This window comes from Streptomyces sp. WAC06614 (assembly GCF_003949795.1).
Lineage (GTDB): Bacteria > Actinomycetota > Actinomycetes > Streptomycetales > Streptomycetaceae > Streptomyces.
Genome location: NZ_RPRY01000146.1, coordinates 1 through 17,673, shown reverse-complemented (window position 1 = coordinate 17,673; position 17,673 = coordinate 1). Strand labels below are relative to the sequence as shown.

14 protein-coding genes are annotated in these 17,673 nt (G+C 72.4%); 8 read left to right on the top strand and 6 right to left on the bottom strand.

The genetic code is table 11. The features are described 5' to 3' along the window. From EF918_RS20185 to EF918_RS20170, 4 genes are all read left to right on the top strand, one after another. On the top strand, window positions 1-969 hold a 969-nt coding region (locus EF918_RS20185; RefSeq protein WP_312847844.1), incomplete at its 5' end, for an ABC transporter ATP-binding protein. A gap of 18 nt (window positions 970-987) precedes the next feature. Then, window positions 988-1,815 carry an ABC transporter permease subunit gene (locus tag EF918_RS20180; RefSeq protein WP_125648309.1) on the top strand — a complete coding sequence of 276 codons (828 nt, stop codon included), beginning with the start codon at window positions 988-990 and terminating at the stop codon, window positions 1,813-1,815. A 147-nt stretch (window positions 1,816-1,962) separates the two neighbouring features. Next, on the top strand, window positions 1,963-3,462 hold the full coding sequence (locus EF918_RS20175) for a hypothetical protein (RefSeq protein WP_125648306.1): 1,500 nt from the start codon (window positions 1,963-1,965) through the stop codon (window positions 3,460-3,462). A gap of 173 nt (window positions 3,463-3,635) precedes the next feature. Beyond that, the gene (locus tag EF918_RS20170; protein WP_125648303.1) at window positions 3,636-5,126 is read left to right on the top strand and encodes an amino acid permease; all 1,491 of its coding nucleotides are present in this window, start codon (window positions 3,636-3,638) and stop codon (window positions 5,124-5,126) included. Window positions 5,127-5,184: 58 nt separating this feature from the next. On the opposite strand, the gene EF918_RS20165 is transcribed toward EF918_RS20170, so the two are convergent. The 5 genes from EF918_RS20165 to EF918_RS20150 all read right to left on the bottom strand — a co-directional run bounded on the left by EF918_RS20165 (window position 5,185) and on the right by EF918_RS20150 (window position 9,971). Further along, window positions 5,185-6,159 carry a hypothetical protein gene (locus EF918_RS20165; RefSeq protein ID WP_125648300.1) on the bottom strand — a complete coding sequence of 325 codons (975 nt, stop codon included), beginning with the start codon at window positions 6,157-6,159 and terminating at the stop codon, window positions 5,185-5,187. Between the two features lie 375 nt (window positions 6,160-6,534). Beyond that, entirely contained in the window at window positions 6,535-6,660 is a 126-nt protein-coding gene (locus EF918_RS38325; RefSeq protein WP_260610408.1) for a hypothetical protein, read from the bottom strand. A gap of 47 nt (window positions 6,661-6,707) precedes the next feature. Next, window positions 6,708-7,658 carry a putative adhesin gene (locus EF918_RS20160; protein ID WP_369009099.1) on the bottom strand — a complete coding sequence of 317 codons (951 nt, stop codon included), beginning with the start codon at window positions 7,656-7,658 and terminating at the stop codon, window positions 6,708-6,710. 127 nt (window positions 7,659-7,785) lie between these two features. Then, window positions 7,786-8,445 (bottom strand): DUF998 domain-containing protein, encoded by a 660-nt coding sequence (locus tag EF918_RS20155; RefSeq protein ID WP_125648295.1) that lies wholly within the window; start codon window positions 8,443-8,445, stop codon window positions 7,786-7,788. 47 nt (window positions 8,446-8,492) lie between these two features. Continuing rightward, window positions 8,493-9,971, bottom strand: a complete 1,479-nt coding sequence (locus tag EF918_RS20150; protein WP_125648292.1) for a beta-propeller fold lactonase family protein — start codon at window positions 9,969-9,971, stop codon at window positions 8,493-8,495. 250 nt (window positions 9,972-10,221) lie between these two features. Here EF918_RS20150 and EF918_RS20145 point away from each other — a divergent pair, with 250 nt between their 5' ends. The 4 genes from EF918_RS20145 (at window position 10,222) to EF918_RS20130 (ending at window position 15,832) form a co-directional block, all read left to right on the top strand. Then, window positions 10,222-11,292 carry a hypothetical protein gene (locus EF918_RS20145; RefSeq protein ID WP_125648289.1) on the top strand — a complete coding sequence of 357 codons (1,071 nt, stop codon included), beginning with the start codon at window positions 10,222-10,224 and terminating at the stop codon, window positions 11,290-11,292. A gap of 119 nt (window positions 11,293-11,411) precedes the next feature. Beyond that, window positions 11,412-14,681 (top strand): cytochrome P450, encoded by a 3,270-nt coding sequence (locus EF918_RS20140; protein ID WP_260610407.1) that lies wholly within the window; start codon window positions 11,412-11,414, stop codon window positions 14,679-14,681. 106 nt (window positions 14,682-14,787) lie between these two features. Then, a complete protein-coding gene (locus EF918_RS20135) occupies window positions 14,788-15,219 on the top strand; it encodes a MarR family winged helix-turn-helix transcriptional regulator (protein ID WP_125648286.1) in 432 nt (143 codons plus the stop codon). 37 nt (window positions 15,220-15,256) lie between these two features. Then, window positions 15,257-15,832, top strand: a complete 576-nt coding sequence (locus EF918_RS20130) for a cysteine hydrolase (protein WP_125648283.1) — start codon at window positions 15,257-15,259, stop codon at window positions 15,830-15,832. 33 nt (window positions 15,833-15,865) lie between these two features. Here the strand turns inward: EF918_RS20130 and EF918_RS20125 are convergent, their stop codons facing one another. Beyond that, a complete protein-coding gene (locus EF918_RS20125; RefSeq protein WP_369009098.1) occupies window positions 15,866-17,530 on the bottom strand; it encodes a putative adhesin in 1,665 nt (554 codons plus the stop codon). Between the last annotated feature and the right edge of the window lie 143 nt (window positions 17,531-17,673).

Below are 17,673 nucleotides of genomic sequence, written 5' to 3'. Positions count from 1 at the left end.
CACCCACACCCCCGCACTCCCCACCGCCTCCTGACGAAACGGCAGCTCCCGATGATCGAAGTGACCGGTCTCACGAAGTCCTACGGCGACAGGACGGTGGTCGACCGCCTGTCCTTCCAGGCCCGGCCCGGAACGGTGACCGGCTTCCTCGGCCCCAACGGCGCCGGCAAGTCCACCACCATGCGCATGATCCTGGGCCTGGACCGGCCCACGTCCGGATCGGCGACGGTCAACGGCCGCCCCTACGCCGCCTCGGCGGCCCCGCTGCACGAGATCGGCGCCCTGCTGGACGCCAAGGCCCTCTACGGTCCGCGCCGGGCCGCGGACCACCTGTGGTGCCTGGCCCGGGCCAACAGGATCGGGCGGCGCCGGGTCACCGAGGTGCTGGACCTGGTCGGACTGCAGGACGCCGGACGGCGCCGGGCCGGCAGCTTCTCCCTCGGCATGGGCCAGCGCCTAGGCCTGGCCGCCGCGCTGCTGGGCGACCCGCCGGTCCTGATGCTCGACGAACCCGTCAACGGCCTCGACCCCGAGGGCATCATCTGGATCCGCACCCTCCTGCGGTCCCTGGCCGCCGAAGGCCGCACCGTGCTGCTCTCCAGCCACCTGATGAGCGAGATGGAGCACACCGCCGACCACCTGGTCGTCATCGGCCGGGGCCGCCTCATCGCCGACATGAGCATGCAGGAACTCATCGACCGCGGCTCCCGCACCTGCATCCGCGTACGGGCGTCCGAACCGGAGCGCCTGGCTTCCCTGCTGGCCCACACCGGCGCGGGCGTCACTCAGGAGACGGACGGCCTGCTGTCGGTCACCGGCCTGGACACCCCCCGGATCTCCGGCATCGCGGCGGGCAACGGGATCGTCCTGACCGAGCTGGCCTCCCACCGCTCCAGCCTCGAAGAGGCCTACCTCGAACTCACCCAGCACGCCACCGACTACAGCAGCGCCGTTCCCGCCGCGGCCTGACCAGGAGAAGCGCACACCATGAGCATGCACACCACCGCCGTGCCCGCCGCCCGTCCCCGGCCGCGCACCGGCGCCCGCAGGCCCGCGACCTTCCTCGACGCCGTGGCCGGCGAATGGATCAAGATCCGCACCCACCGCGGGGTCCTGCTCGCCCTGCTCGCCGGCGTCGTCGTCACCGTCGTGGCAGGCGCGAACAATTCCTCCGCCAACGCCAACGCCCTTCGCGCGGGCGAGAGCATCGGCACCGGCAGCAGCCTGGTCTGGGTCACCCAGTTCGGGATGAAGTTCGGCGTGATCGCCTTCGCCATCGCCGGCGCGCTGGCCATGACCGCCGAGTACAGCAGCGGCATGATCCGTACCTCCCTGACGGCCGTGCCCTCCCGGGGCCGGCTCCTCGCCGCCAAGGCCACCGCCTTCGCCGCCCCCGCCCTGGCCGCAGGACTGCTCGCCTCCACCGTCGCCTTCGCCACCGGCAGCTCCCTCCTCACCGACGCCGGGGCGAAGATCTCCCTGAGCGACCCCGGGGTCCCGCGCGCCCTCGTCGGCGGCGCCCTCTTCCTCGCCACCTCCGGCCTGTTCGCCCTCGCCCTCGGCGCGCTCCTGCGCCATCCCGTCGCCACCGTGGCCGGCATCTTCGCCGTCTACATCCTCCCCCAGATCCTCGGCCGGGATCTGGGCCGGTCCTTCCCGTTCGAGGCCGGCCTCGACGTCACCCTCGCCGACTACAGCAGCCCCTTCGGGCTCCGCGACAGCAGCACGGCCTGGAGCGGCTACTTCATCCTCCTCACCTGGACCGCCGCCACCGCGGCAGTCGCCTACGCGCTGATCCGGCGCCGCGACGCCTGACCGCGGGCGCCGGCCGGGGCGGGCGCTGCCCGTCAGGGCCGCGTTCCGTGCCCGGAAGGCCACCCCGACGCCACTGGGAACGGCCGCTCCTCCCCCGTACGGTCGGGGCGGTCCAGGCACGCGCACGCGAACGAGAGGCGACGCCCCATGCCCAGAACGGGACACGACCTCCCCGCTCCGCCCGACGACGCCACCGTCGCGTGGGTCCAGGCAGAGATGTCCCGCCTGCTGGCCGAGGACGACGGCTTCCGCCGGGAGTTCGAGGAAGCCTGGGCGGACGATCCGTACCTGCCCGCGTGGCGGGATGCGGGGTACTGCGCGATCGGCGACGCGGGGGCCCGGTTCCTCACGGAGTTCCTCGGGGTCGACAACCACCTGTTCTGGGCGCTCTGGCAGACGGAGTTCCTGGACGACACCTGGCTGAAGGACCGGCTGCGGACTCCGGGCGGCATGGCGCCACCGGAGCCGGCCTGCGCCACGGCACTCGACGCGCCCGGGACGCCTCAGGCGCTACAGACACCTCAGGCGCCACAGTTGCCTCAGACACCTCAGACACCTCAGGCACCCGCTTCGCCCGAACCGCAGTTCAGCGTGAGCCGGACCGGTGTCCTGCGGGACGTACGGGGAGCGGCCCTGCTCGTGTCCCCGCAGAAGGGCCGGCCCCGGGACCAGGGCATCCCGAAGGGGCGGACCGCGCCCCGGCCGCCGGCCCGTACGTCGCGGCCCCCGTTCCGGGACCTCCGCCTCCTCCGGGCGCCCCGGGTGACCGGGGGGACGGGCCCGGGGCTGCTGGGGGCCGAGGGCACGTGCGTGCTGGGGCCGGGACTGGCGGTGGAGCCGAACACCGTCTCACGGCCGCACAACGACCTCACCAGGGTCCTGAACCAGAACGCCGCGCTCCAGGCGTACGGCTGGATAGCCGGACACGTGATCAACGCGGACTGGTCCACGGGACACGAGTGCACCGTCCTCACCGGCCGGGCCAACGGCCGGCACAAGGACCGGTTCGAAAGGAAGGTCCGCACTGCCCTGCAGTCCCTCAAGACCTGCTACGACGCCCTGCACGACTGCGGCGTCGACACCCGCCGGCTGCAATTCGGGATCTTCGTCGAGGTCCGGGTGAGCGCGCAGAGCTGGGCCGATGTGTACGGGGCGTTCGGCGGCGACGAGGACACGCTGGAGCTGTGCCGGAACATCCCCGTCCGGATCACCTGCAGTGCGGCCCTCGTGGGCCGGCCCGACCTCGACGCCGTGCGAGCGGTGGCGGGAGCGGACAAGGGCGCCCTCGCCTGGTACCTCAGGGCGCTGGAGACCCTCGACGCCCTCATGGCCGAGGTGGTGGAGGTCGAGGTGCAGAACGAACGGGCCGCCGACCCCGCGATCGAGGCCCAGGCGGGGCGGGTGCGGAAGCGCAAGGGTGAGGCGGCGCGGAAGGAGAGCCGCGCGAAGCGCAGGAAGCTGGCCGAGGAACGGCGCGACGCACTGCAGCGGTTCCGGGAGTTGGCGAACACGAGCCTTCCGGAAAGGGCACCCCACACCACGCGCGACGCCCTCTACGCGGCCTACAGGCGGCTCGGCCCCACGGTGCTCGCGGAACGCCTCGGCGAGAACGACCTGGCCCTGCTCCGGCGCGCCTTCGGCTGCTGAACCGCGGGCACGATCGCGCACCGTCATGGGAACGGCGCCGGACGGGCGGACCGGGTTCCACCGGTGCATCCTCCGATCGCACCGTTCGCAAACGGCGGCCCGTGCCGTTGGCTGTTCCGAAAGGCCCGGACCTCTTGGCACCCGTACGAACGAAGGGTCAACGGCGGAAAACCATGGCAGACATTCAGGCACCGGCCGCGACAGAGGCGGCCTCCCGACCGGTCCACGGGGACGCGGGCGACGAGGGGTACAGCAAGCAGCTCAAGCCCCGGCACATGACCATGATCGCCATCGGCGGGGCGATAGGCACCGGGCTCTTCCTCGGCGCGGGCGGCCGGCTGGCCGAGGTCGGCCCCGCCCTGGCCATCGCCTACGCCCTGTGCGGGATCTTCGCCGTGCTGGTCGTACGGGCGCTGGGCGAGCTGGTCGTCCACCGGCCGTCGTCGGGCGCCTTCGTGTCCTACGCCCGGGAGTTCATGGGCGAGAAGGGCGCCTACACGGCCGGCTGGCTGTACTTCCTGAACTGGGCCGTCACCGGCATCGCCGACATCACGGCCGCGGCCACCTACGCCCACTTCTGGTCGATGTTCACGGACGTCCCCCAGTGGGTGCTGGCACTGGTCGCCCTCGCCGTGGTGCTGGCGGCGAACCTGGTCTCGGTGAAGTACTTCGGCGAGATGGAGTTCTGGTTCTCCCTGGTGAAGGTGGCCGCACTGGTCGTCTTCATGGGCGTGGCCGTCTTCCTCATCGCCACCCGGCATCCCGTCGACGGGCACGTGCCGGGCCTGGCCTCGATCACCGGGCACGGCGGTCTCTTCCCCTCCGGGGTCCTGCCGATGATGCTCGTCATGCAGGGGATCGTCTTCGCCTACGCCGGGCTGGAGCTCTCCGGGATCGCCGCGGGCGAGACCGAGGACGCCCGGAAGGTCGTGCCCAAGGCGCTCAACTCGATCATCTGGCGCATCGCCCTCTTCTACGTGGGCTCCGTGGTCCTGCTCTCGCTGCTGCTGCCGCACACCGCGTATTCGGCGGGCGAGAGCCCGTTCGTCACCGTCCTCGCCAAGCTCGGGATCCCCGGCGCGGCGGGCGTGATGAACCTGGTCGTCCTGACCGCCGCGCTGTCCAGTCTGAACTCCGGCCTCTACTCGACCGGCCGGATCCTGCGGTCCATGGCCATGGCGGGCTCGGCCCCGAGGTTCACCGCCCGGATGAACAAGGGCCAGGTGCCCTACGGCGGCATCCTGCTCACCGCCTCGTTCGGGGTCGTGGGCGTGGTGATGAACTTCTTCATCCCCCACGACTCGTTCGAAGTGGTCCTGAACTTCGCCTCGTTCTGCATCCTGGCCACCTGGGCCATGATCATGATCTGTTCGCTGCTCTTCTGGCGCCGCTCCCGGCGCGGCCTGGTCGACCGGCCCGCCTACCGGCTGCCCTGGGCGCCGTACAGCCAGATCGTCACCCTGCTGTTCCTGCTCGCGGTCCTGGTGCTGGTCTGCGCGGACGGGGGCGTGGGCAGCATGACGGCCCTGGCCATGCCGGTCGTGGTGGCCGCGCTGGTCGGCGGCTGGTTCCTGGTCCGCCGACGCGTCGCGACGCTCGCCGCCTCGACCGCCCCCGCCGCGCCCGCCCACGGGGGCGAGGTCGGGGGCGAGGCGCGACCCTGACCGGGCCGCAGGAGAGACGGCTTCTGACGGGCCCACCACGCTCCGACGACCGACCCGGCTACAGCGAGCTCCGCCCCACGACGTAGCCCTCGAAGGCGCCCTCGTGGGCGGCCAGCCACAGGTCGGGCCCGTAGTTCCTGCGGCTGGGGTTGTAGGTGTGGACGGCCACGACCCGGCCTGCGGCGTCGACCTCGCACCCGTGGACGACGATCCAGTGGAGGCCGATCCCCATCATCACCACGCACCCCTGTGCCAGGGCCTGCTCGATGTGATCGCCCGACAGCCGGGGGACGTAGAAGTGCGCTGTCCCCTCCGGGAACACCGGGCACCCGTAGGCGTTCACCGCGGCCCTGAGGGCGGCCTCACCACCCTCGACGCGCTTCCTCATCGCCTCGTGCACCCGGGCCACCCCGGCACCGGCGACGACCAGCTCCGTCGCGGTCAGGTAGGCCGCGCGGTACGCGTCGACGGTGTCCCCGTCACGGGCCGCCTGGTCCGACATCAGGTACAGGTGCATCGCCTCGTCGGTCGTCAGGTCGACCCCCAGGGCCCAGGCGCAGGCGGTGGCCACGGCCGCCGCGTAGCACTGCATCCCCTGCTGCTGGCGACCCGGCCCGGGCGGCGCTGCCATGCCGACGAACCGGTCCTCGCGGACGACGGTCGCCGGGGCGCCGTGGCAGTCCGTCAGGACCTCCTCGCAACGGGAGCACGGGAACCAGCCCGCCCGGTATCCCGAGAAGCACCCCCGGCACATCACCTCGTCGTTGCACCCGCGGGGGCACGCGAAGAGCCGACCCGCGCCGTAGTCCTCGCCGGAGAAGTCTTCGCAGCAGACCGTGCAGCGCAACGGGGCTGCACCGGTGGCTCCGGCGGCGCCGTCGGCACCGTCCAGGAGCTTTCCGCAGTCGCACCGGACCGCACACCCGAATTCCTGCGCGCAACCCTGGCACACCGCCGCACCGGCACAGCCGTCGGGGCAGCGCAGCACGTCCGCCGCTTCGTACACGCCTTGGCAGAGCTGGCAGGTGTACATCGGGACTTCCTTTTCGCTGCTGCGCGGGCGGGCCACGCCAGCGCCCGGGCGGCGTCCCCTCCTCCATCCGTTGGGGCGCAGGGAGGAGGGGCCGCCGGGGATGCCGGCGCTACGCCCGCGCACCGGCGCCGGCCCGGCCTGACGTGCAACAGGACGGGCCCAGCGGCAGCCGACGCGTGAACGGGGGCAACGGCTGCCACCTGCCGCCCGACCACTGGATGTTCCCCGTACGCGGCGGGGCGGCTCCGCCGAGGCTATGCCGGCGCCGTACGCCCGCCCATCCGCCGATCGGCCCGGGATCGGCACGACCTGCGGTCGGTGGAGCCGGGGCCGGCCGATGGGTCTAGTCATGAATGGAGGGCCACGGGCGGGCGGTCACGGGTGGACGGTCGCTCCCACCGAGGTGCGGACGAATTCGAGCTGTTCGGTCGTCACGCCGAACAGCTCGCGCAGCTCCGACGACTCGTCCTCCAGCAGGTCGCGCTGCGCTTCGGGGGTCATGTGGGGCCAGCGGAGGACCAGTGCGCACGCCTGCTCGTACGCGGTCCTCAGCACCCCGTGGTACTCGTCGTACCCGTCGGGGCCGAAGTCCCGTGCGGCTGGAGGATCCGCTCCCGGACCCGTTCGGACAGCCGGGCCGCCCGGGCGTGGAAGCCGTACCGGAGGTCCCGTTCCAGGCAGAGGTACGCGGCCCGGTGGACCTCCCAGTAGGCCTCGGACAGCATCATGAGCTGTTCGCGTTCGGCCAGCCCACAGAAGTACGGGAAGAAGTCGGCGCCCATGGCCCGGCAGTCGTGCACCGCCTTCCGGCCGTTCCACCACCGGTCCATGGCCTCGAAGGCGAGCAGCTGCGCCTGCGTCCCCTGGGGGTAGGCCGTGAACCGTGCTTCCGCGCCCTGCGGATCGTTCCAGGCGTACACCAGGAACTCCCGTACCCACTGCTTGGTCTCGGCGTACTCGCGCGCGGCCTCGTCCGGGTCCGGCTCGGTGTGCACGGTCATCGCGGGGTCCCGTCCCGAAGGGTCGGTCAGGCAGGTCAGCACGTGGATGTCGGTCGCCCCGTGCGCCTGGGCGAAGGCGCCGAGAACGCCCGAGCAGGTGTGCACCTGCGGACACGTGCCCCGGCCCGTGCACAGTTTCGTCGCCCGCGGGAGGAGGTCGGAGCCGACGAGAACGAGGATGCCGCGGTCGCCGTCGCCGTCGAACGCCGTCGTGTCGCCGAGCTGCTCCCAGTCGGTGACCGGGCCGAACACCAGGTTGGGGACCGTGCCGTCGGTCACCGTCCACAGCGGCCGCCGGCCGCGGTCGGCGAGGACCCTGCGCACGGCGCTCGCGTGCAGCCGTTCCCCTCCGTCCGCGTAGAAGTGCACCCTGATGCCGGCCGGGACGAACACCTCCGGCACGACCGGCCTTCCTCCGCCCGTCGCACCCGCGTCGCCCGCGTCCGGCGCCGCCCGCCGCACGTCCTGTCCTCCGTGACCCACGATCCATATGTGCATACGTCCCTATGCTCGGTCCGGGCGCCCGCGATGCCATCGCCCCGCCGGGCAGACTTGCGCACGGGAAACCCGGCCCGGTGGAGCCGCCGCGGGGGCACCCGGCGCGTCGGGGGCCGGCCGTGGCCCGTCAGCCGCCGCAGCGCCGCGCCCGTAGCGCCGTGACGGCGAGGTGGGCGCCGAAGAGGATGGCCCAGACGACGCTGGGCCAGGCGGAGGCCCGCTCGAACACGCCCTGGACCCCGGGGTCCGGCCGGAGGGCCGTGACCGTGGCGAAGACGAGGGACGTCGTACCGCACACGATGCCGAACGTCCCCCAGCACGGCCGGCGTGCCTGCCGCAGCATGACGCCCAGCAGCAGGACGCCCGCGGCCCCGGAGTAGAAGCAGACCGCGGCGGCGATCAGGTGGGGGCCGCGGTGGACGTTGTAGGGGGCGAGGCCGGTGAGTACGAGGGCCACCCCGCTGACGACCAAGAGGCTGAACGCTGCGTTCCGCATCCGGTCCGGGGCGAAGAGCACGACGTTGAGCGCCGCGCCCAGGAAGAGGCACACTCCCCCGACGATCCAGGCGGTGTCGGCGGCCTCGTGCCAGGGAGAGCAGAACCAGAGGCCTTCGATGACGTCGCACCGGGTCACCCCGAGCGCCGAGATGACCTCGTCCACCAGGCTGTGGTTCGACGCACGGGGCAGGACGACCAGGTAGTTGACGACGAAGATCTGGCTCAGCGACGCCCAGAGCAGGCCTCCGGCCACGAGTCTGCTCGAAGCCGTGACGGTGAGTTCGCGCATCTGTAGGGGCCGGACGGGGCCGGAGCGAGGTCCGGCCCCGTGGTCGGTCAGTCCTCCTTCGGGCAGACGGTCCCGGTGGCGGGCAGGTACGTGGCGTCACCGGGGAAGGCGGCCGTGTAGCAGGCCTCGTCCTCGGGGTGCTCGCCCCGGACCTCGCAGGTGGCCCGGCCCTTCTCGTCCGTGGTGTCGGTGCACAGCACGGTGGAGTCGGTGGTGAACTCGACGGGCTTGCCCGCCAGGGGCCGGCCGTCGGTGGTGAGCCTGGCCTTCAGGACGAGCCCGCCGGGGTGGCGCACGGCACCCGTGGCAGCCTCCGGGTGCTTCCCGTCGTGGCCGTCCTTCCACTTCGCGCTCAGCGTCAGCCTGGTCGGTACCGGCGGTACCGGGACGTTGCCGATCGTCACGGCGAGCGGTAGTGAGAAGCCGGTGACGGTGGAGACCACGGTGTTGCTCACCGTGTTGATCACCGAGATGGTGTTCGAGAGGCCGTTGGTGATGCAGATGTGCGTTCCGTCCGGGGTGGCCGCCGCACCCGAGGGGAAGTCCCCCACGGGGACGGTGGCGACGACGGTGCCGGTGGTGGGGTCGATCACCGACACGTTGTCCGAGACGGAGTTGGCGACGTAGGCGCGGGGGCCGTTCGGGGTGGCCGCCACGGCGATGCCCCGCGGGCCGGTGCCGACCCCCACGGTGCCGGTGACGGTGTGGGTGGCGGTGCTGATCACCGAGACGCGGTTCGCGCCGAAGTCGGTGACGAGGACACGGGCGCCGTCCGGGGTGACCGCCGCGCCGAAGGGGCCGGCGAAGCCCTCGATGGTGGCGGTGACGGTCTTGGTGCGGGTGTCGATCACCGAGACGTCGTTCGAGAGGAAGTTGGTGACGTAGGCTTCGCGGCCGTTCGGGGTGAACACCACGCCGGAGGGCCGGTCACCGACCGGGACGGTGGCGACGACCTCGTTCTTGCGGGTGTCGATCACCGACACGGTGCCGTCGGCGACCGCGTTGGTGACGTAGACGCGGCGGCCGTCGGGGCTGACCGCCACGGCCTCGGGGTTCGCACCGACCGGGACGGTGGCGACGACCTCGTTGCCGGCGGTGTCGGCCACCGAGACCGTGCCGTCGCCGGAGTTGGCGACGTAGACGCGCCGGCCGCTCGGGGTGAGCGCGACCCCGACGGGGCCGCGGCCGACCGGGACGGTGGCGATGACCGTGTTGGTGGCGGTGTCGCCCACCGAGAGCGTGTTCGCGTTGAAATTGGTGACGAAGGCGAGCGTCCTGGTCTGCGCGGCGGACCGGGCGCCCACGGCGCCGGGGATCCCGGCTGCGGCGGGGGCGGCCGCGGTGAGCGGGACGGCCGCCGCAGCCAGGACGGCCAGCCCGCTGAGCAGGGCCCGGGCCCGTACGCCCGCCCGCGCCCGTACGCCCGCCCGCGCCCGCCGCGGTCCGTCACCCGCGCAGGCACGCTCACGCTCCCTGCTTTGCGGATTTTCCTGCGCCGGCCGCGCCGGAACTGCACTTCCCGACATCGCATCCTCCTGCAGCGCACGACGCCACCGCGGCGTTCCCGTGCTCCGGCGGCCGACGTTAGGCCTGGTGAACGGCCCGGCACCGGCAACGCTCGTGGATGTGGCCCGTACGGCAGAACGGCACACCCCCGTACGGGCGGACGTTCGAAAGTGCAGCCCGGGCTGCCCCATCCATTGCCCCGGGGGCCGACGGCGCCGCGACGCGGGAAATTAGTGTGTCGTCCACCTCGCTGGACAAGGGAGACGATGCGTGCTGACCATAGGTGAACTCGACCTTCCTGCCCCTTTGACGGAGCCGGGCTGGGACGCGTCCTTCCGTTTCGACGTGGAGCCTCCCGAGAAATGGGAGGAACTGACGGCCTCCCCCTACGCCGGCCTTTCCCTCGGCCTTGCCTTCTCCCTCTACTGCTGGCACTACCGGAGCCGGTGCGAACCGCCCTGGGAGCCCTCGGGGCACGAAGAGCACTTCCATGTGCTGCCCTTGGACCTTCCCGACGGTGGCGCTCCCTCCGTGCGGTCCGTGATGGGTGCGACAGCCGAGCAGCTCGCCGAGGTCTACGGGTACTTCCGGGTAGCGGCCATGAGGCACGCGTACGTCGCGGAGACCCGGCGGCTGGACGAGGCGGTGCGTGCGCTCGCCCCCGAGCCGGCGGCCGAGCAGGAGGAGGTGGACCCTCCACACGTACCGGTGGACTCCCCGAGGCCCAAGGTGGCCGATCCGGCGGCCGAGCAGGAGGAGGCGGACCCTCCACACGTACCGGTGGACTCCCCTAGGCCCGAGGTGGATCTGCTGGACGAATGGACCGTCATCGGCGTCGAGACCCCCGAGGAGGCCGAGCAAAGACGGTTGTTGGAGGAGGGATGGACATTCCTCGTGGACTCGCCGTCCCGGAACGCGCGGTACACGGTGGACATGGCGGGCGACCCGAGCTACCAGGAATTGAACAGGAGTCGCCACATCGCCAGCTGGGGCCGGAATCTGCCCCGGACCAGCCCTGTGAGCCAAGCGGAGTTCTGCAGGGCCGTTCTCGTCAACGCTGCCGACATCACGTTCCTCGGCAAAGTCCTTCGCGCGCACACAGTCTATCGGCACGCCCGCTACGTGCTGAAGAAGGGGCTGCAGCGGGAGGTCGTCGCCGGTACCGGGAAGAGCCCGGTGTGGGCGAAATACTGCGCCGCCAAGCGTGTCGACAAGAATGCCCAGACCGCCCTTCACCGCATTTTCACCAATCCTCAGCTGGAGAAAGTCGTCTCAAAACTCGTGGCCGTGAAGGTCGACGCCAAGGAGCGCGAACTGCTGGCGAAGGAGCTGGCAGGTTGAGCGCGTAGGGGGAGGTCCATGCGGGGCGGTGACCCGACGATCGGACGATTGCCGGAGCCGCCCGGGATCCCGGAGGATCGGCGGGCAAGTCGATCGTGCAGCCGGGAGGGGACCCCGCCGTGGGACAGGACGACCTCGTGGAGCCGGGCTCCGCACAGTGGCCGGGCGGGACGGCGGTTCCCGTCGTCCGGGCGACCGCGGAGGAGGTCGGCGACACCCCGGTGCAGCACGCCATGGCCCTGGCCCGGCGCCACGGTCCGCTGTTCGTCCGTCGGTTACCGCAGGTGAGCACCACGTTCGCCGCTTCCCTGGACCTGGTCACCGAGCTGTCCGACGAGGAGCGGTTCGCCAAGGCGGTCGGGCCGGGGCTGCGCAGCGTACGGGACATCGCCGGGGACGGGCTGTTCACCGCCTACAACGACGAGCCGAACTGGGCGAAGGCGCACGACGTCCTGCTCCCCGCCTTCGCCCTGTCGTCGCTGCGCCGCTACCACCCGACCATGGTCACGGTCGCCCGCCGGCTCCTGGCCTCCTGGGACGCGGCCGCGCGCGAGGGCCGCCCCGTCGACGTCGCCGACAGCATGACCCGCATGACGCTGGACACCATCGGCCTGGCCGGCTTCGGCTACGACTTCGGCTCGTTCCGGCAGGCCGAGCCGCACCCGTTCGTGGCCGCCATGGTCCGCAGCCTGGCCCACTGCCAGGCACGGTTCACCCATGACCCCGGCGCCGGCACCGACGCCGCCACGGCCGCCGCACGGGCGAGGGACACCGCGTTCGAGGAGGACGTCCGGTTCATGCGGGGCCTGGTGGACGAGGTCGTCGCCGCCCGCCGGGCGGCCGGGGACACCTCCACCGACGACCTGCTGGGCCTGATGCTCCAGGCCCCCCATCCCCGGACCGGGGAGCTCCTCGACCCGGAGAACGTGCGCAACCAGGTCATCACCTTCCTCGTCGCCGGCCACGAGACGACCTCCGGCGCCCTGTCGTTCGCCCTGTACTACCTGCTCCGGCACCCGGAGGTGCTCCACCGCGCCCAGGCGGAGGTGGACGGGCTGTGGGGCGACGACCCGGACCCGGAGCCGTCCCCGGAGGACGTCGGGCGGCTGGTGTACGTACGGCAGGTCCTCAACGAGGCGCTGCGGCTGTGGCCCACGGCCGCCGTCTTCGACCGGGAGGCACGGTACGACACCGACCTGGCCGGGCGGCCGATGAAGGCGGGCGAGCGGGCCTTCGTGCTCACCCCGATGCTCCACCGCGATCCGGTCTGGGGCGACAACGTGGAGGCCTTCGACCCCGACCGGTTCGCCCCGGAGGCCGTGGCCGCCCGGTCCGTCCACGCGTTCAAGCCGTTCGGTACGGGGGAACGCGCCTGCATCGGGCGGCAGTTCGCCCTGCACGAGGCCGTCATGCTGCTCGGGCTGCTCGTCCACCGCTACCGGTTCCTGGACCACGCCGGCTACCGGCTGCGCGTCCGCGAGACCCTCACCCTCAAACCGGACGGCTTCACCCTCGTCCCGGCCCGGCGCACCATCCGCCGCGGCCCGACGGCACCGGCACGGCCGTCGTCGGCCGAGGCCACGGCCACGACCGCCACCGCGGCCGCGGCTTCGGCTTCGGCTTCGGCGGAGGCCGGTGCGGTGGCTGCGACCCGGGCGCGGCCGGGCACCCCGTTGACCGTGCTGTACGGGTCGAACCTGGGCACCTGCCGTGAGCTGGCCCACCGGATCGCGGACCTGGGCGGCGCACTCGGCTTCGTCCCCGCCTGCGGACCGCTCGACACCTGCCCGCCGGACGAGCTGCCGGCCCGGGGGGCCGTGGTCGTCGTCGCGGCCTCGTACAACGGGCGGCCCACCGACGACGCCGCGGGCTTCGTGGCCGAGCTGGACGCGATCACCGCTCCGGCCCTGGCGGGCGTCCGGTACGCCGTGCTGGGGGTGGGCGACCGCAACTGGGCCGCCACCTACCAGCGGGTCCCCACGCTGATCGACGACCGGCTGTCGGGCGCGGGGGCCGAACGTCTCCTGCCGCGGGCCGAGGCGGACGCCGGCGGCGACCTCGCGGGAGCCGTCCACCGGTTCACCGAGGACCTGCGCCGGGCCGTGCTCGACGCGTTCGGCGACCCCGGGTCGGCGGGTCACGCGCAAGCCGGACAGGCGGGACAGGCCGGCCCGGCCGGACAGGCCGCGTCGGCCGACCGGTACGAGGTGACGGAGGTCTTCGGGGGCCCGCTCGACGCGCTCGCGGAGCGGCACCGGGCGACCCCCATGACCGTGACCGCCTCCCGCTCCCTCCTGGACCGGCCGCACCCGGACGGCCGGGTGAAGCAGTTCCTGCGGCTGGAGCTCCCGCCCGGGACGACCTACCGGACCGGCGACCACGTGGCGGTGCTGCCCGAGCAGTCCCCCCGGCTGGTCGAGCGCGCGGCCCGGCTGCTGGGCGTCGAACCGCAGACGCGCATCCTGATCCGGGCCCCCCGGCCCGGGCTCGCCACGCTGCCCGTCGACCGTCCCCTGACGGTGGGCCAGCTCCTCACCCACCACCTCGACCTCCAGACGCCGGCCACCGCCCGCGAGATCGCCGCGCTGGCGGAGCTCAATCCCTGCCCGTCCGGGCGTGCGGCCCTGGAATGCCTGCTGCCCGGGCGGCAGAGCGTGCTCGATCTGATCGAGGCCCACCCCGCGGTACGGGCGCTCCTCGACTGGCCCGTCGTCCTGTCCCTGCTGCACCCGGTACGACCGCGGCACTACTCGGTGTCGTCCTCGGCCGCGCTGTCGCCCGGCCACGTCGACCTGATGGTCTCGCTGCTGGAGTCGAAGGGCTTCCGTGGCACGGCCTCGGAGTACCTGCACCGCAGGTCCGCGGGGGACCGCGTGCTCGCCCGGATCGTTCCCGCCCGCGAGGCACTGCGCGTGCGGACGGACATTCCCGTGATTATGGTGGCGGCCGGCACCGGGCTGGCCCCGTTCCGGGGCGCCGTCGCGGATCGCTGGCACCTGCAGGACCAGCAGGGCGCGCTGCCACCGGCGCTCTGCTACTTCGGCTGCGACGCGCCCGACGTGGACTACCTCCACCAGGCGGAGCTGCGCGCCGCCGAACAGGCCGGGGCGGTCTCGATGCGGCCCACTTTCGCCCTGGCTCCCGTCGACGGACAGCGCTTCGTCCAGCACCGCATGGCCGCGGAGGCGGACGAGATCTGGCAGCTCCTGCGCGACGGCGCGGCGGTGTACGTGTGCGGCGACGCGAACCGCCTGGCGGCGGGCGTACGGGAGACCCTGCGCGAGATCCACCGCCTGCGGACGGGCGGTTCCGGCACCGGGTCCGCGGACTGGCTGGAGGACCTGACCGCCAAGGGCCGCTACGTCGAGGACGTCTTCGCCTCCTCGTGAGCCGAGTGGGCCCCAGTGGGCCGAGCGGACGCGCGGACCGCGCGGACCGCGCGGACCGGTCATGGCACACAGCTATGCGATATAGCTATGTGCCATAATCATCGGTATGGATGTCGAGGATGCGGGCGCGTTCCGCCGGAGCATGATGGCGTTGCACCGGCGGTTGCGCGAGGAGCACGTGGGTGAGGTCCCGTTGAACGAGATCCTCGTCCTGGGGGCCGTCGACCGGCACGGGGCGTCGGCCGGCCCGAGCGCGGTCGCGGACGACCTGCGGATGGCCCGCTCCAACCTGGCCGCGCTGTTGCGGCGCCTGGAGACCAGGGCACTGGTCGAGGTGGTGCCGGATGCCGCCGACGGTCGCCGCAGCGTGATCGTGCTGACTGCGGCCGGCCGGGAGCTCCTGGAACGCGACCGGGCGGAACGGGAGTCGTGGCTGGTCAGAGCCGTGACCACGGCGCTGTCCCCGGCCGAGGCCGAGCAGCTCCTGGCCGCGGGCGCCCTCATGCAACGCCTCGCCGACCTCCGCGAACGGCCCTGACCCGGCACGGGAACACGACTACGGAAAGAGGGCAGCCATGCGCACTGCGCTGATCGGGCTGGACTACATCGTCGACATCATGCACCCGGACGGCAAGATCGCCCGGTGCGCGCCGCAGGCGGCCGAGCGGGAGGTGGTCGCCCGGTTCAACGCCGCGAAGGAGTTCGCCCGGGCGGCCGGCTGGCCGACGGTGCTGGTGAAGGTCGGCTTCGAGGCCGGATACCGGGACCAGCCCAAGCACTCGCCCCTGTTCGGCCGCGCGCACGAGTTCGGCGCTCTCGACCTGACCGGCCCGGGCACCGCCTTCCACCCCGATCTGCACGTCGACGCCGACGACATCGTGATCGCCAAGCCGCGGGTGAGCGCCTTCTACGGCACGCGGCTCGACCAGACGCTGTCCGCCTCCGGCATCGAGCGGGTCGTGGTGTGCGGGGTGAGCACCGTATGGGCCGTGCAGGCCACCGCCCGGGACGCGCACGACCGCGACTACCGGGTCGTCGTCGCCGAGGACGCCTGCGCCGCCCTCACCGCCGAGGAGCACGACGCGTCTGTGCGGATGCTGTCGCAGATCGCAGAGATCACCACCACCGACGCCCTCTCCGACCTGGCCTGAGCGTGCGGGCTCCGGCTGCGGCGCCACGGCGGGCTACGGGAGTTCCACCCCCGCCGACGCGAGCACGGAACACAGCTCGTCCCTGCGGTCCTCGTCCGCGGCGGCGAGCAGGTCCTCAAGGGATGCGGGGCTCAAGGCGAGCCAGCCCGTCGTGTCGGCGTCGCGCCGGAGGGCGAGGAAGAGCTCGCCCATGGAGGTCAGCTGGACCGCGTAGTCCTCCCACAGGGCCGCACAGGACGCGTCCCCCGCCGCCGTGAACCGGTCGAACAGTTCCTGGCTGTCCGGGTCGAGCTCCCGGACGTACCGGGCGATCGCGTAGTCCGAGGGCCGGAGGCCGGCGAGGTGCTCGACGTGGCGGACGATCCGGAAGACCTTGATCCCCTCGTGGGCGAGGAGGGTGTCCTGGCGCTCCTGCCAGATCTCGCACAGCGACTCCCAGACCTCCACCCGCCCCTGGTGGTCCAGTGCCAGAAACTGCGCGACGTTCTCGTACAACTCCCTGTCGGAGGCGAATGCCTCGCCGTTGCGGTAGGAGTCGTAGTCCCCCCGTTCGGGGGTCGTCGCGGTGCCCAGGTGCACGAGCTGCTTGCCGCCGCCCGCCCATTCCACCCAGCACCACACCTGGTCGCGGCACTCGGGCCAGACGGGGCTCGCGGTGCACGGGCCGAGGACGGCGTAGAACTTGTTGCGGAACAGCACCACCCGCTCGCCCCGGGCGTAGCGCCACTCGGCCGTTCCGACCGAGCACCGCCAGAGCTCCAGCTCGTTCCCGCTCCGCTTGAGCTCGTGCGCCGCGACGGTCCCCACAGCACCGTGCCGGAGCGCGAGCAGGTCCTCGCGGGATTCCAGGCTGAGGGATTCCCACGCGGGGACGTCGAGACCTTCGCCGAGGCCACCGACGATCTGGTCGGCGTCCTCCCGCTGACGCCGCGCCTCCTGGCACAGGTCCCGCAATTCGGGAAGCCCCCGCCCATATTCGACCAGGGCCGCCCTGGACTGCTGGTCGAGCATCTCCATGCCGCGGGCCACGGCGAATTCCGATCGGCTGCGGGAGTCCGCATAGTCCCTGACGTGCCGTCCGTCGAGCCACGCCTTGATGGGCCTGGCCGTCAGGAGTCGGTCGCGCATGCGGGGCGAGGATGCGGAGAGTTCGCGCCAGCGGGCGATCCGCTGTTCGGGGCGGAGCTGCACGAACCGCACCGCCTCCTCCTTGAAATCCGCCGGCAGTACCGCTCGGGACTCCAGCTCTCCCCCTCGACAGCACAGCAGGTGCACGTGGTCGTGGCCCTCGGTGTACGTTCCGAGGATCCCCTCGCAGTCATGGCGGCCCGTGGCCGGACTGCAGCCACCGGTGCACAGACGCATGGGCCCGTCGACGAGCAGCAGGGCGCGGTCGGACCCGGCGGCCGAGATCATCAGCACCTTGTCGAGCTCCGCCAGCGGGCCCAACCTGTAGTTCTGCACGGGCTCCGACGGCTTCCGCGTCAGCTTCGGCTGCCTGCCGTCCCCGGACAGGATCTGCAACGCGTCGTGCGCGTAGAGGCGGTAATTGTCTTCCGTGTACAGGTGGACGGTCTTGCCCTCAGGGACGAATGTCTCCTGATCCATGTGGGCACCGTGGCCGGAGACGTAGACGTCGGACAAGACTGAACTCCTGCGGTACGTGAAGTCGAGGGCGGTGCCCTGACGGCGGGGCACGCCCCGGCGGGGCGGCTCCGCGAGGCTATGCCGGCGCCGCCGCCGGTCCGTCGGCCGATCGGCCCTCAACGGGCAGGACCTGCGGACGGCGGAGGGGGAACGCCGAAGGGCGTAGTGCGGGCGACGGGGCGGGCGGGCAGCCG

Bases quoted from the DNA above. Each gene is read 5' to 3' on its own strand.
- EF918_RS20160 (WP_369009099.1), bottom strand. From the start codon at position 7,658: ATGCACATATGGATCGTGGGTCACGGAGGACAGGACGTGCGGCGGGCG.
- EF918_RS20175 (WP_125648306.1), top strand. From the start codon at position 1,963: ATGCCCAGAACGGGACACGACCTCCCCGCTCCGCCCGACGACGCCACC.
- EF918_RS20130 (WP_125648283.1), top strand. From the start codon at position 15,257: ATGCGCACTGCGCTGATCGGGCTGGACTACATCGTCGACATCATGCAC.
- EF918_RS20135 (WP_125648286.1), top strand. From the start codon at position 14,788: ATGGATGTCGAGGATGCGGGCGCGTTCCGCCGGAGCATGATGGCGTTG.
- EF918_RS20180 (WP_125648309.1), top strand. From the start codon at position 988: ATGAGCATGCACACCACCGCCGTGCCCGCCGCCCGTCCCCGGCCGCGC.
- EF918_RS38325 (WP_260610408.1), bottom strand. From the start codon at position 6,660: ATGACCCCCGAAGCGCAGCGCGACCTGCTGGAGGACGAGTCGTCGGAG.
- EF918_RS20150 (WP_125648292.1), bottom strand. From the start codon at position 9,971: ATGTCGGGAAGTGCAGTTCCGGCGCGGCCGGCGCAGGAAAATCCGCAA.
- EF918_RS20170 (WP_125648303.1), top strand. From the start codon at position 3,636: ATGGCAGACATTCAGGCACCGGCCGCGACAGAGGCGGCCTCCCGACCG.
- EF918_RS20155 (WP_125648295.1), bottom strand. From the start codon at position 8,445: ATGCGCGAACTCACCGTCACGGCTTCGAGCAGACTCGTGGCCGGAGGC.
- EF918_RS20165 (WP_125648300.1), bottom strand. From the start codon at position 6,159: ATGTACACCTGCCAGCTCTGCCAAGGCGTGTACGAAGCGGCGGACGTG.